Origin of the sequence: Fluviicoccus keumensis (genome assembly GCF_004217445.1) — a bacterium.
GTDB lineage: Bacteria > Pseudomonadota > Gammaproteobacteria > Pseudomonadales > Moraxellaceae > Fluviicoccus > Fluviicoccus keumensis.
The window spans coordinates 114,641-128,421 of the sequence record NZ_SHKX01000014.1 but is presented as its reverse complement, the minus strand read 5'-3'; the positions used below and the strand labels follow the sequence as shown (position 1 = coordinate 128,421).

General features: G+C 60.1%; 8 protein-coding genes and 1 pseudogene. 1 reads left to right on the top strand and 8 read right to left on the bottom strand.

Annotation, left to right across the window (positions count from 1 at the left end):
• Positions 1-50: 50 nt before the first annotated feature.
• Positions 51-1,196: an urea ABC transporter permease subunit UrtC gene (gene urtC / locus EV700_RS13830; RefSeq protein ID WP_479724184.1), complete on the bottom strand. Its 1,146-nt coding sequence runs from the start codon at positions 1,194-1,196 to the stop codon at positions 51-53.
• A complete protein-coding gene (urtB, locus tag EV700_RS13825; protein WP_130414812.1) occupies positions 1,196-2,902 on the bottom strand; it encodes an urea ABC transporter permease subunit UrtB in 1,707 nt (568 codons plus the stop codon). Before urtB ends, urtC begins: the two co-directional genes overlap by 1 nt.
• 333 nt (positions 2,903-3,235) lie before the next feature.
• On the opposite strand from urtB, the gene EV700_RS13820 reads away from it, so the two are divergent.
• Complete coding sequence (locus EV700_RS13820) at positions 3,236-4,450, top strand: ATP-binding protein (RefSeq protein WP_242610274.1); 1,215 nt, start codon at positions 3,236-3,238, stop codon at positions 4,448-4,450.
• A gap of 107 nt (positions 4,451-4,557) precedes the next feature.
• On the opposite strand, the gene EV700_RS13815 is transcribed toward EV700_RS13820, so the two are convergent.
• The 6 genes and pseudogenes from EV700_RS13815 to uca form a co-directional block, all read right to left on the bottom strand.
• A complete protein-coding gene (locus tag EV700_RS13815; protein ID WP_130414808.1) occupies positions 4,558-6,084 on the bottom strand; it encodes a coiled-coil domain-containing protein in 1,527 nt (508 codons plus the stop codon).
• A gap of 187 nt (positions 6,085-6,271) precedes the next feature.
• Positions 6,272-6,646, bottom strand: coding sequence for a DUF6173 family protein (locus tag EV700_RS13810; RefSeq protein WP_130414806.1), 375 nt, complete (start codon positions 6,644-6,646; stop codon positions 6,272-6,274).
• A 318-nt stretch (positions 6,647-6,964) separates the two neighbouring features.
• A pseudogene (urtA, locus tag EV700_RS13805) lies at positions 6,965-8,182 on the bottom strand (urea ABC transporter substrate-binding protein); the annotation flags it as partial.
• A gap of 26 nt (positions 8,183-8,208) precedes the next feature.
• A complete protein-coding gene (locus tag EV700_RS13800; RefSeq protein WP_130414804.1) occupies positions 8,209-9,303 on the bottom strand; it encodes a hypothetical protein in 1,095 nt (364 codons plus the stop codon).
• Between the two features lie 64 nt (positions 9,304-9,367).
• Entirely contained in the window at positions 9,368-10,111 is a 744-nt protein-coding gene (locus EV700_RS13795; RefSeq protein ID WP_130414802.1) for a GntR family transcriptional regulator, read from the bottom strand.
• Positions 10,112-10,127: 16 nt separating this feature from the next.
• Positions 10,128-13,778, bottom strand: coding sequence for an urea carboxylase (uca, locus tag EV700_RS13790; RefSeq protein WP_130414800.1), 3,651 nt, complete (start codon positions 13,776-13,778; stop codon positions 10,128-10,130).
• Positions 13,779-13,781 lie beyond the last annotated feature (3 nt).

Sequence of the window (13,781 nt, the reverse complement as noted above, 5' to 3'; positions counted from 1 at the left end):
CAGGCGGGTGGGCAGGCGCGTCTTCAGCGCCGGGAATTTCTCAAGCACCTTCATGCCTTTTCCTCCGGAGTGGCGACAGGGGCGGGGGCGGTCGAAACGGCGGGAGCCTTGGCGAATCGCTGCGGACGGCGCAGGCCGACCAGACCCTTGGGCAGGAACAGGGTGACGAGCACGAACAGTGCCCCCAGCGCGAACAGCCAGGCATCGGGATAGGCCGAGGTGAACCAGCTTTTGGTGTAGTTGACGCTGAGCGCGCCCAGCACCGCGCCGTAGAGCGTGCCGCGTCCGCCCACCGCCACCCACACCACCTGCTCGATGGAATTCAGCGGCGCGAACTCGCCCGGATTGATGATGCCGACCTGCGGCACGTACAGCGCCCCGGCCACGCCCGCCAGCATGGCGGCGAAGACATAGACCCAGACCTTGTAGCGTTCCACCTGATAGCCGCAGAAGCGGGCGCGGCTTTCGGCATCACGGATGGCCACCACCACCCGGCCCAGCCGCGAGGTGACGATGAAGCGGCAGGCCAGATAACCCAGCCCCAGCGCGAGGGCGGAGGCGAGGAACAGCCCGACGCGGGTGCTGTCCTGACTCAGCGAAAAGCCGAGCAGGTCCTTGAAGTCGGTGAGGCCGTTGTTGCCGCCGAAGCCCATTTCATTGCGGAAGAAGGCCAGCATCAGCGCATAGGTCAGCGCCTGGGTGATGATGGACAGGTAGACGCCGGTGACGCGCGAGCGGAAGGCCAGCCAGCCGAAGACAAAGGCCAGCAGCCCCGGCACCGCCAGCACCATCAGCATGGCGAACCAGAACATGTCGAAACCGTGCCAGTACCACGGCAGCGACTCCCAGTTCAGGAAGACCATGAAGTCGGGCAGGTCGGCATTGCCATAGACGCCGCGCGTGCCGATCTGCCGCATCAGGTACATGCCCATGCAGTAGCCGCCCAGCGCGAAGAAAGCGCCGTGGCCCAGCGACAGGATGCCGCAATAACCCCAGATCAGGTCCAGCGACAGCGCCAGCAGGGCGAAGCAGAGGAATTTCCCCAGTTGTGTCACGGTAAAGGTGGACAGGTGGAACACCGAACCGGCGGGCACCAGCAGGTTCAGCACCGGCACCAGCACGATGGTCAGGGCCAGCAGGCCCATAAGCCAGCGGCTGCCGGTATCGGCGAGGATGAGGCGTTGGGTCAGCATGATCAGGCCTCCGCCGCGCGGCCTTTTTGCGGGAACAATCCGCGCGGCCGTTTCTGGATGAACAGGATGATGAAGCCGAGGATGAGGATCTTGGCCAGCACCGCCCCGGCGAAGGGCTCCAGGAACTTGTTGGCCACACCCAGGCTGAACGCCGCCACCAGCGTGCCCCACAAATTGCCGACGCCGCCGAACACCACCACCATGAACGAGTCGATGATGTAGGCCTGACCGAGATTCGGCCCGACATTGGTCAGCTGCGACAGCGCCACCCCCGCCACCCCGGCAATGCCGGAGCCGAGGCCGAAGGTGAGGGCGTCCACCCGGTCGGCGCGTACCCCGACCGCCCGCGCCATGGCGCGGTTCTGGGCCACGGCGCGCAGCTTCAGGCCCAGCGTGGTGCGCTTGATCGCCACCAGCAAAATGAAGAACACCAGCAGCGCGAAGCCGACGATGAACAGCCGGTTGTAGGTAATGGCCAGCGCCGGGTTGATCACCAGCGAACCGCTCATCCACTCCGGCGAGGCCACCTGCCGGTTCAGCGGCGAGAACACCGAGCGCACCGCCTGCTGCAAAATCAGGCTGATGCCGAAGGTGGCCAGCAGCGTTTCCAGCGGCCGTCCGTACAGGTGGCGGATGATGCCGCGCTCGATGGCGATGCCGACCAGCCCCGACACCAGGAAGGCGGCGGGAATGGAGAGCAGCAGCCCCGCGCCGATGTGGTTCGGCATCAGCTGCTGGATGACGTAGGTGGTGTACGCCCCCAGCATCATCAGCTCGCCGTGCGCCATGTTGATCACGCCCATCACGCCAAAGGTGATCGCCAGCCCGATGGCCGACAGCAGCAACACCGAGCCGAGGCTGAGGCCGAAGAAGACATTCTCGGCGGCATGGTTCAGCGCCAGCTTCTCATCAATCGCCACCAGCGTCGCCTTGGCGGTGTTTTTTACGCCGTCATCGGCATCGTTTTCCGCCAGGTTCTGCAACTTGGCGCGCACCTCCGGGTACAACGAATTTTCCAGGGCATGGATAGCGGCGCGGCGGGCGTCCGCTGACTCACTGCCCAGCGCCGCCACGGCGGCCACACTGGTCAGCAGGTCCTTCACCGCGCTGTCCTGTTCCTTCCCCAGTTGCGCCTGCACCAGCGTCAGCTGCTCCGGACTGATCTCGTCCGAGGCGATCAGGCGCTGGGCGGCGGCCAGCCGGTTGGCTTTGTCGGGCGAGGCCAGTTGCAGCCCGGCGATCAGGTCGCGCAATGCCCCGCGCAGGGCGTTGTTCACCGGGATCATGTCCAGGCTGAGGGCAGAGGACGGCCCCAGCGCCTTCCCTGTCAACGCGTCGCTGGCGACCGGGTCATCGCCCTCCGCCGCGACGATGACGATCTTGCGCGGCTCGTCCATGGTCACGTTCAGTTGGCCTTCCACCAGCGCTTCCAGCACCGGCAGCAGGCGCGGGTGGGCGATGGCGGGCAGGCGGCGGATGATCTCGGCGCGCACGTCGAAGTCGGCGTCCGGCAGCGCCAGCAGCAGGCCTTCGAAAGTGGCGGGCAGGGGGGCGGCGGCCTCTGCCACCACGGTTTCCGCGCCGGTCAGGCTGCCGTCGGCGGCGGGCGGGTCTTCCGCCCACGCGGGGGCGGTCAGCTGGAACAGCGCCAGCAAGGCCAGGGCGCGCAGCAGCGGCGTCCGGCCGGAAGGAGAGTGGGGTTTACGCATGGCGATCCTGCGGGTCTGTAAACTTGTATCCAAGTTGAGGGCAGGAATCGTGCCAGATTGAGCGAATGCCATTTATTTCTGGAAAAACAGCGGATTAGCCTTGTTTGGCGGGATGTCGGGATGGCATCGGGCCTTGAGCGTGCCTTGTTGCGGGGCGCTGATGGCGCAGGTGTGCCTCGGGATGGCGTCCGGGTGTCGGGACGGGACGTACCACATCGTGACAGCTGGGGTGTGGGGTTTGTGGGTGAATATCGTCCACTCAATGGATGAAAATCATCCGTTGCGTGGACGATTTTCATCCGCTAACATGCGGTCATGTACCCCAGACACATCATGCCTCACATGGAGGCCGCCTTGCAGGATACCCCGGTGATCCTGTTGAACGGCGCTCGTCAAACCGGCAAGAGCACGCTGGCGCAATCGTTGCTGGCGAATCCGGATTATCGCTACCTGACGCTGGATGACGCCGTGGTGCTGGCGGCTGCGCGTCGCGACCCCGCCGGATTTGTGGCCGGACTCGGCGGCCCGGTGATCCTGGATGAGGTTCAGCGCGCGCCGGAACTTTTCCTGGCGATCAAGGCGCAGGTGGACCGGCAACGCATCCCCGGCCGTTTCCTGCTGACGGGGTCGGCTAATGTCCTGTTACTGCCGCAAGTCGCGGATTCGCTGGCCGGACGCATGGAAATCCTGTCGCTGTGGCCCTTGTCGCAGGCCGAGATGGCGGGTGATGCCGGGTTCAACCGCGTGGACTGGTTGTTCGAGGGCGACATTGGCGGCCGTCGCCTGCCGCCGTGTGAGCGGGGCGATCTGGCGGAGCGCTTGCTGAGAGGCGGCTTTCCGGAGGCGGCGGCCCGGTCGACGGAGGCGCGGCGCACGGCTTGGTTCGACAGTTATTTTCAGGCCATCCTGCAACGCGATGTCCGTGATCTGGCGCATCTGGAACAGTTGGCGGAGTTGCCGCATTTGTTGCAGCTGCTGGCGGTCCGGTCGGGAAGCCTGCTGAATTTCGCGGAGCTGTCGCGCGCTTGCGCCTTGCCGCAAACCACGCTGAAACGGTATTTCACGCTGCTGGAGACCTTGTTTCTGGTGGCGCGCTTGCCGTCCTGGGAAAAGAATCCCGGCAAGCGTCTGGTGAAAGCCCCCAAGGTGTTTTTGCCGGATTCGGGGTTGTTGGCCCATCTGGCGGGGTGGACGGCCGAGGGTCTGGCACGGCAGCCGGGTTTGCCGGGTGGGTTGGTGGAGACGTTTGTGTTGTCGGAGTTGTCGAAGCATCTGGCGTTTTCGCGGCTGCGTCCGGGGTTGTGGCATTACCGGACGCAGGGAAATCAGGAGGTGGATTTTGTGCTGGAGGGCCGCGACGGCGGGTTGGTCGGGGTGGAGGTAAAGGCCAGCGCGTCGGTGGATGGCAAGGATTTCAAGGGGTTGCTGCATTTGCGCGAGACGGAGCCGGGGCGGTTCCGGCGCGGGGTGGTGTTGTATGCGGGGCGGGAGGTGGTGCCGTTCGGGGGGGATTTGTGGGCGGTGCCGTTGTCGATGTGGTGGGGGTGAGGGGAGGAAATTGAGCTACGTCCCCGATTTTCCCGCTGCTTGGCACATGCAGCTTGGTTTCATGGCGCATCTGACGACTGAAATTGAGCTACGTCCACATTTTTCCCCTACTTTGTAGTACCTTCTAACGCTTCTTGCACGGCTAAGCCAGCTTCAACTTTTTTCGTTTCTTCTTTTAAGATGTCCTCAGTTCTAGTGGCAAGCTTCTTTGCAATAGTTGAAAATCCTGGCAACTTAGCAAGAGCATCTACTGAGTCCGATAGTTTTGCACTGTTTTCTAGTGCCTCCATTAAGGGGTGATCAGATTTATTATAGTTTGTAATAAGCTTGCCAGGATTCTCAGAGCTTACCTGCAGCAAATTGAATAGCAAACGTGTTCGTAACTCTTCTTTAATGGCGCTTTCTCTTGGTAAAGTCTCAATTTGATTTGATAATCCTGAGAATGTTTTTCCTAGGACGGCCTTGTGCGTATACTCTTCAATTAGTCGTTTAGATAAATTCGATTTTTTGTTTGTTGAGAATGCAAGCCACAATACGGGAAAGTACAGTGGTAATATTGCCACAATCAGGCTAGGGGTGTCTTTGATGACTTGAACAAGATTCGCGCCTTTCCATGCGAGCAAATAGATATCAACACAAAATGGGATCAGTGAAACGAAAACCATGCCAATTATTGCTGTCTGGAAGTTATTCTCAAATTTAGCTAATGATTTGATTTCATCATCTTTTTTCTTCTCATAAGCAGCACTCAACCCCTCAGCCATAGCCCCGGGCAACAAGCCAGTTAGTTGATCATTAATGGCTGATATCCTGCTTTTGGAGTCGTTAACCAATGTTTCAAATGCGCTGAGCTGACCTTCAAGTTCTGACCTGTGTTTGTCAGTTATTGTTCCAGTAAGGTTTTGAATTTTTGTATCTAACTCTGTTGTGTTTTTTGAAATGGCTTCGTATGATCTTTGAAGTTCATCACGTAGCCCGTCAATATGGCTAACATCTCCATCGCTACCCTTTACCTCGTATCCGTATATTTTGTTATATAAATCATCAATTTCAGATTTTTTCTTTAGCGAGTGATCAAGCAAGTTTTGCATATTGTCACTTAGCGTTCGCGTGCTCTCTAAAAGTTCATTAATACCAGCCACACTTTCAGGAAGTTTTTGATTTTCACTAAGTAGCAGCTTAACCTTATCTACATTTTTAGAAGCCTCAGTCACTGCGTTTTCAACAGCATCTTTTGCATCAATAATTTGGCTTTGAAGAGCCTGATTTTCCTCAAAAACTAATTTAATGCTTTTATGGGCCTCCTCGGCTCCCTCTCTCTCGGTCTTTATTTTCAATAACTCTTTACTTGCTTCATCTCTATAACTTTCTAACTTCTCAATTGCATCACGGACTTTAGACTCCGTATCCATGATTCTTTTTTCGCTGTTCACTGCATTATTTGCAGCAGTACTGGCTACTTCCTCTGAGTCAGTAACTTTCAGATCTATATTTTCCTGTAGGATCTTAAGTTGATCTAGAACTTGCGCTTTGAATGAGTCGAGGTTATTTGTTTCAGAGTCAAGACTCCTTCTCACTTCAGATTTGTGATTTTCAAGATCACTATGATCAGCGGTCTTGCTAAAAATACCCATATACTTCTCCTGCATAAATCTTCAGTTAAAATAGTCTCAGATGAGCAACATCAAAGTGATGTGGAAAATTCATCCGCAAAGAGCTGTTGTCGCCTTCCCTCTGATCTGTAGCAGAAGAATAGGGGAAACCGCCAAGCTATGTGTGGTGGACGATGTGCTGCATAGTGAATTTCCAAAAAGTGTCACGTTATGTTTTTTGATTTTCATAATCATCCCAGCTTGCGAAACCAATCGGTCTTTTGGGTTGACTAATATTTTTTCGTTTCATTGCGACTAACAGAATACTGATTTGACTTACATGTTGAACCAGTTCAACTGGGTCGCCATGTTCATTTTTCCCGATAAAAGAAATAAGTGAAGGGTTCCAATAACTAATTTCTTCAATATGAAATGTCACTGATTGACCAAAATTAACTAGTCTTGCCCCAACCTCATGCTCATCATCCAGTGCTTTATGGAAATCATTTATCCAGTTAATAAGGCGATGATGAAACTCACTTGCTAAATTTGGGTTGGTAGGAACATGGATTTTATGCATGTCGAGTAAACGGTTGGTATCCATGACCTCTCCTTTAATTTGTATTCGACTTGAAATTTTACTACTAGAGTTCCGAGTCAAGATGCCGTACCGTGACGGCTAATCGTCAACTTATCAATTTCCATAGGTTAGAAGTTATCAGTAAACAGCAACTTCGACAATCCCGTCATTGATCGCTGCCGACAAACATCCAAACGCAAAAAGCCCGCCTTCCGGCGGGCTCCTCTTACCCTCTTTTGTTCACCCCACCCACGCTCAGAACACCTGTCCCGAGCACTTCTTGGTGACCGTATTGTAGTTGCCGCACTTCAGCTTCACCCAATCCGCCACAATATCCTTGCTGCCCGGCAGGAAGTCAGACCAGGCATCGCCCGGAACCAGACCCTTGGTCTTCCACACCGTCGAAATCTGACCGTTGGCCTGGATCTCGCCGATCAGCACCGGCTTGGTAATGTGGTGGTTCGGCAACATCTCGGCCATGCCGCCGGTCAGGTTCGGCGTCTTCAGACCGATGATGGCGGCCGCCACCTTGTCGGTATCCGTCGACTTCGCCTTCTGCACCGCCTGCACCCACAGGTTGAAACCGATCACGTGCGCTTCCATCGGATCGTTGGTCACGCGCTTCGGATTCTTGGTGAAAGCCTTCCACTTCTTGATGAACTCGGCGTTGGCCGGGGACTTCTCGCTCATGAAGTAGTTCCAGGCAGCCAGGTGGCCGACCAGCGGCTTGGTGTCGATGCCGGACAGTTCTTCCTCACCCACCGAGAAAGCGACGACCGGAATCTTTTCAGCGGTAATGCCCTGGTTGCCCAGTTCCTTGTAGAACGGCACGTTGGCGTCGCCGTTGATGGTGGAAACCACGGCGGTCTTCTTGCCCGCCGAGCCGAACTTCTTGATGTCAGCCACGATCGACTGCCAGTCGGAATGACCGAACGGTGTGTAGTTGATCATGATGTCGCCCTGCGCCACGCCCTTGGCCTTCAGGTAGGCTTCCAGGATCTTGTTGGTGGTGCGCGGGTAGACATAGTCGGTACCGGCCAGCACCCAGCGCTTCACGCCCTGCTTCATCAGGTAATCCACGGCGGGAATGGCCTGCTGGTTGGGGGCGGCGCCGGTGTAGAACACGTTCTTCGACGATTCTTCACCTTCGTACTGCACCGGGTAGAACAGCAGTCCGTTCAGTTCTTCCACCACCGGCAGCACCGACTTGCGCGACACCGAGGTCCAGCAGCCGAAGATGGCGGCGACGTGGTCCTTCTGGATCAGCTCGCGGGTCTTCTCGGCAAACAGCGGCCAGTTGGAGGCGGGGTCGACCACCACCGGTTCCAGCTTTTTGCCCAGCAGGCCACCCTTCTTGTTCTGCTCGTCAATCAGCATCAGCATGGTGTCCTTTAGCGTGGTTTCGGAAATGGCCATGGTGCCGGACAGCGAGTGCAGGATGCCGACCTTGATGGTGTCGGCGGCCTGCGCGGTCATGGCGCTCATGGCCAGACCCGCCGCCATGACACCGGCGGACAGGTTCTTCAGCAGCGATTTCATTTTCATGATGCGTGTCTCCATACTTGCTTGGTCAGGGGTGGTTCGGATTACAGGGTCATCAGCTGGACGCCGAGGCCGATCTGGGTGAAGTCTTCCTTGCCGGCGGCCGCAGCGGCGGCGTCATTGCCGTACTTGTTGCTCTTCATGAACAGGCTGGCGCGGGCGTTGAAGGACTTCATGATGTAGTTCAGGTTGAGCTCGGTGGTGTCCTGGGTGTAGTCGGCGGTCAGGCCTTTCTCGTAGTTGGTGGTGCCGAACTTGCCGAGCACCTGGAACTTGCCCATACCGACCGGTTGGCCGAACAGGTAGGAGCCGGTCAGGAAGTAGCTGTCGCCTTCGGTGAAATTGGCGTCGTAGCCGCCCAGCTTGTCGTACTTGATGTATTCGCCTTCCACGGTCGCGGCACCGCCGTCGCCGGTTTTCTTTTCCAGCAGGAAGTCGACGTTGGAGGTGCTCTTGCCGTCCACCATGTTCGTGGCGAAGGCGACGGCGAGGATGTCCTTGTCGCCCAGGTAGGTGCCGTTCAGGTAATAGCCCGGCTCGGCATCCCAGAAGTCATATTGCACCCGGGCGGCGGCCATGGTGTCGTTCTTGCCGAGGGTGGAGGGAATGTCGAACATCCCGGCGGAGACCTTCAGCTTGGTTTCGGCGAAGTCGCCCCAGTAGGCCACCCCGTCGGCGCGGCCGCCGTAGATGAAGGGATAGCCGTCCTGGGTGCCGTCAGCGGCGAAGTTCCAGTTATTGGCGTAGTAGGGGCCGTAGCTGTTGGCGCGGTCGGTCGGCGGCAGGAAGCGGCCGGCCCAGATGTTCATGGTCGGGCTGAATTCGAACTGCGCGATGGCGTCCTGCACCTGCACGTTCGGCGTGGCCGGGGTGCCGGCCTGGAATTCGCTGGAGAAGCTGAACTTGATCTTGTCGGTGATCTTGCTGTTCAGGTAGATGTTGAAGCTGTTCAGCGCAAAGTCAGAGGTTGACGCGCTCTTGTCGAAATCGGTGTAGGTGTAGCTGGAGCGCAGGCTGGCGGTGATGGTGGTGTCCGGAATCTTCACTTCCGTTGCCTGGGCCGCGCTGCCCAGACCGGCCAGCACCACGGCGGCCATCAAGTTCATCTTACCCCGGTTAAGCGTAAAAGGTGCAAACATGGTGAATCTCCGTTGATGACCATGGAAACACGGGGCGGTGGTCAGCCGGTCCCCGATCGCGGCGCTAAGGGCCGTTTACGGTGTCCGCCGCCAGCGCCTCGCGGGCGCTGTGCAGCATGTGCAGCGTGATCTTCCGCACCTCGGCCTTGCTTTCGCCGATGTGCGATTTCAGCAATCGCTGCGCCTGGTCGGTGCGTCGTTCCAGCACCGACCGCAAGATCTTGCCGTGTTCTTCATAGGTCGCTTCAATGCGCGGCCCCTTGGTGAAGTCCAGGCGGCGGATGATGCGGATGCGTTCCGTGATGTCGTGGTGCATCCGCGCCATCTCGCGGTTGCCGGTGGCTTCCACCAGCATTTCGTGAAAACGTTCGTCCAGCATCGAGACGGTGTGGCCGTCCTGCAGGCGTTCTTCCGGTGTCACCAGCCAGATGCGTTTCAGGTCGTCCAGGATCGGCGACTGTATTTCCTGCTCGCACAGCTTCTTCACCGCCGCCAGTTCCAGCACGATGCGCACATCGTAGATTTCCTCGAAGAACCGGAAATCGAAGGGCTTCACCTGCCAGCCGCTGCGGTACAGCACATCCACATAACCTTCACGCTGCAGCCGGTAGAGCGCCTCGCGCACCGGCGTGCGGCTGGCGGCCATCCGCTCCGCCACTTCGTTCTCGCTGAACCGGTCGCCCGGCAGCAGGTGGAAGTTGAAAATCTCTTCCTTCAGCCGTCCGTAGATGCGTTCGGCCAGGTTTTCCGGGGTCTCCTTGCGGCTGCCGCCGCGTACTACGTTCAGCTGGACCTTGGGGTCGTTCATGGGGTCACCGTGTCTGTCACGCCGGTTCGATCACCAGCAGGGCTTCACCCGCGCCAATCTGCTTGCCGGGGCGGCAGTGCAGGGCGCGGACCGTGCCGGTGACGGGCGCGTGGACAGGGAATTCCATCTTCATGGCTTCCAGGATGACCAGGGGTTCACCGGCCTCGACAGCATGACCGACTTCCACCAGCAGTTTCCAGACGTTGCCGCTGATATCGGCCGAGACCAGGTGCATGTCCTCGGCAATCGACAGCGCGATTTCCTCTTCAATGGCCGCCATCAGGTCCTGCGTGCTTTCGGCCTGCCACAGCGCCACTTCGGTGTCGAAGGCAGCCTTCTGCTTCGCCCGGAATTCGGCGATGGAGGCGGCGTTTTCGTGCAGGAAGGCGTCGTAGCTCTTCAGGTCGAAGGTTTCTTCCTCGATGCGGATGGCGGCGCGGCCTTCGCGGAAGTCTTCGCGCAGCTGCGTCAGTTCAGCCTCGGTGACGGGGTAGAACTGCACCTGGTCGAAGAACTTCAGCAGCCAGGGTTCGCCGTCGGTGAACTGTTCGTTCTTCAGGAACTTGTTCCAGATCGGCAAGGTGCGGCCCACCAGCTGGTAGCCGCCGGGCGAGTCCATGCCGTAGATGCACATGTAGACGCCGCCGATGCCCACCGTGCCTTCGGCGGTGAAGGTGCGGGCGGGGTTGTACTTGGAGGTCATCAGCCGGTGGCGCGGGTCCACCGGCACCGCGCAGGGCGCACCCAGGTAGACGTCGCCCAGACCGAGGATCATGTAGCGGGCGCTGTAGACGATGTCGCTGACTTCTTCCCGCGTGGCCAGGCCGTTGATGCGCTGGATGAAGTCGACGTTGTTCGGCAGCCAGGGCGCTTCGGCGCGCACGGTTTCGCGGTAGCGGTCCACCGCGCCCAGCGTGGCGGCGTCCTCGAAGGCCAGCGGCATGTACACCACGCGGCTGCGGATGGTCATGGTTTCCACGTCCGGCAGCGTGTTTTCCAGCGCCAGCAGGGTGTTGACCAGCGCGTGCTGCGAAATCACGCGGCTGTCGTACTGTATCTGCAGCGAACGTACGCCGGGAGCCAGTTCCCGCACGCCGTTGATCGGGGCGGCCTTCAGCGCTTCCATCAGCGCATGCACGCGGAAGCGGAAGCGCAAGTCGAGGATGTTCGGGCCGTATTCCACCAGGATGTACTTGTCGCCCGCCTGCCGGTAGGTGACGCCGGGATGGTGTTCATAGGCGGCCAGCATGGCGACGATGCAGGAGGCTTTTTCGCACTCGGCATCCGGCGCAGGCCACACTTCTCCTTCCCCCTCGATGGGGGAAGGCCGGGATGGGGGTAAACCGGCGGTCGCCAAGGCACTGATCCCGGCATCCTGAGCTGTCTCCAGCGCCAGCGCCTCTTCAAAGGTCATGCGCTTGAAGCGGATGCGGTCGCCCGGCTTCACCTGGCCCACCTTCCACAATTCACCCTTGGCGATGGTGGCGGCGCAGACAAAGCCGCCCAGGCTGGGGCCGTCGCGGGTCAGGATCACCGGCATGTCACCGGTGAAGTTGATGGAGCCGATGGCGTATTCGCAGTCGTGGATGTTGGAGGGGTGCAGCCCGGCCTCGCCGCCGTCGGAGCGGGTCCAGGTCGGCTTCGGGCCGGTCAGGCGCACGCCCAGCCGGTTGGAGTTGTAGTGCACCTGCCACGGGCTGGCGAAGAATTCGTCGATGGCCTCGGTGGTGAAGAAATCGGGGGCGCCGTGCGGGCCGTAGAGCACGCCGATGTCCCAATCCGTGCCGTAGGCGGGAATGAGCGCCGCCGGGGCCGGGGCGGGGTCGAACAGCGGCGCGGGCGTGTTGCAGGCGCTGATGTTCGGCTGGCTGATGGCCAGCATGTCGCCGTTGCGCAGCGTGCGTCCGGCATGGCCGCCGAACTGGCCGAGGGCGAAGGTGGATTTGCTGCCCAGATAGTCCGGCACGTCAATGCCCTGACGCACCGCGAGATAGGCGCGGCAGCCGCTGACGGCGCGGCCGGTCTTCAGGATTTGTCCGCTCTTGACAGGAACAGGCGTCCAGCAGGCCACCGGCTCGCCATCCAGCGTCGCACCCAGATCCGCGCCGGTCAGCGCGATGACGGTGTCACCGTGGAAGCGCAGCGTCGGACCCTGGATGGTGAATTCCAGCCCGGCGGCTGCGGCGTCGTTGCCGACAATGCGGTTGGCAAGGCGGAAGGCATAGTCGTCCATGGGGCCGGACGGCGGTACGCCGATGTCCCAGTAGCCGGTGCGGCCGGGGTAGTCCTGCACCGAGCTGTAGGTGCCCGGCTCCAGCACTTCGATCAGGCGCGGCTGGTAAGTGAAGCGTTCCAGGAAGCGGGTGGACAGCGTCGCCTCTCGGAAGGCTGTGCTGGCGACGATCTGGCGCAGGTAATCGAGATTGGTGCTGATGCCGTAGAGACGGGTGCTGTCCAGCGCGGCCTGCAGCTTGGCCAGCGCCTCGGCGCGGTTGGCGCCGTGCACGATCAGCTTGGCCAGCATCGGGTCGTAATAGGGCGAGACTTCGGTGCCGGTGGCCACCCAGCCGTCCAGGCGGATGCCGTCCGGGAAGGATACGTCGGTGAGCACGCCGGGCGAGGGCTGGAAGTTCTTCACCGGGTCTTCGGCGTAGATGCGCACTTCAATGGCCGCGCCTTGCGGCACCGGCAGGTTGTCCAGTGACGGCGGTTCGCCGGCGGCGGTCATCACCATCCATTGCACCAGATCCAGGCCGGTGACCATTTCGGTGATCGGGTGTTCCACCTGCAGGCGGGTGTTCACTTCCAGGAAATAGAATTCGTCGCGCAGGCCGTCGTAGATGAATTCGACGGTCCCGGCGGAGGCGTAGCCCACGGATTCGCCCAGACGCACGGCGGCGTCCAGCAGCTTGGCGCGGGTGGCGGCGGGCAGGCCGGGGGCGGGGGTTTCTTCCATCACCTTCTGGTTGCGGCGCTGCACCGAGCAGTCACGTTCGCCCAGCGCCACCACCTTGCCCAGCCCGTTGCCGAAAATCTGCACTTCGACATGGCGGGCTTCATCGACAAAACGCTCCAGGAACACCCCGGCGTCGTTGAAGAAGTTCTGGCCCAGACGCTGCACCGACTCATAGGCCGCAATCAGCTCGGCTTCGCTGTTGCAGCGCGACAGGCCGATGCCGCCGCCGCCCGCCGTGCTTTTCAGCATCACCGGATAGCCCAGTTTCGCGGCTTCGGTCTTGGCTTCCGCCAGGCTGCTCAGCAGGCCGGTGCCGGGTGTCAGCGGCACGCCCGCCTGTTCGGCCAGTTCGCGCGAGGTGTGCTTCAGGCCGAAACGGCGCAGCTGGTCGGGGCTGGGGCCGACAAAGACGATCCCGGCGGCGGCGCAGGCTTCGGCAAAGGCGGCGTTTTCCGAGAGGAAGCCGTAACCGGGAATGATCGCTTCCGCGCCGGTGGCCTTGGCCACTTCGATGATGGTGTCGCCGCGCAGGTAACTGTCGGACGGCGAAGGCCCGCCGATCAGCACCGCTTCATCGGCGGCGGTGACATGGGCGCTGTAGCGGTCGGCTTCGGAATAGACGGCGACGCTGCGCACGCCCATCTTCTTCAGCGTCTTGGCGATGCGGACGGCGATCTCGCCCCGGTTCGCGATCAGTACGGTCTTGAACATGGC

Excerpts from the sequence above, each read along its gene's own strand:
- urtB (WP_130414812.1), bottom strand. The coding sequence starts at position 2,902 with ATGCGTAAACCCCACTCTCCTTCCGGCCGGACGCCGCTGCTGCGCGCC.
- EV700_RS13820 (WP_242610274.1), top strand. The coding sequence starts at position 3,236 with ATGCCTCACATGGAGGCCGCCTTGCAGGATACCCCGGTGATCCTGTTG.
- EV700_RS13815 (WP_130414808.1), bottom strand. The coding sequence starts at position 6,084 with ATGGGTATTTTTAGCAAGACCGCTGATCATAGTGATCTTGAAAATCAC.
- EV700_RS13810 (WP_130414806.1), bottom strand. The coding sequence starts at position 6,646 with ATGGATACCAACCGTTTACTCGACATGCATAAAATCCATGTTCCTACC.
- EV700_RS13800 (WP_130414804.1), bottom strand. The coding sequence starts at position 9,303 with ATGTTTGCACCTTTTACGCTTAACCGGGGTAAGATGAACTTGATGGCC.
- EV700_RS13795 (WP_130414802.1), bottom strand. The coding sequence starts at position 10,111 with ATGAACGACCCCAAGGTCCAGCTGAACGTAGTACGCGGCGGCAGCCGC.
- uca (WP_130414800.1), bottom strand. The coding sequence starts at position 13,778 with ATGTTCAAGACCGTACTGATCGCGAACCGGGGCGAGATCGCCGTCCGC.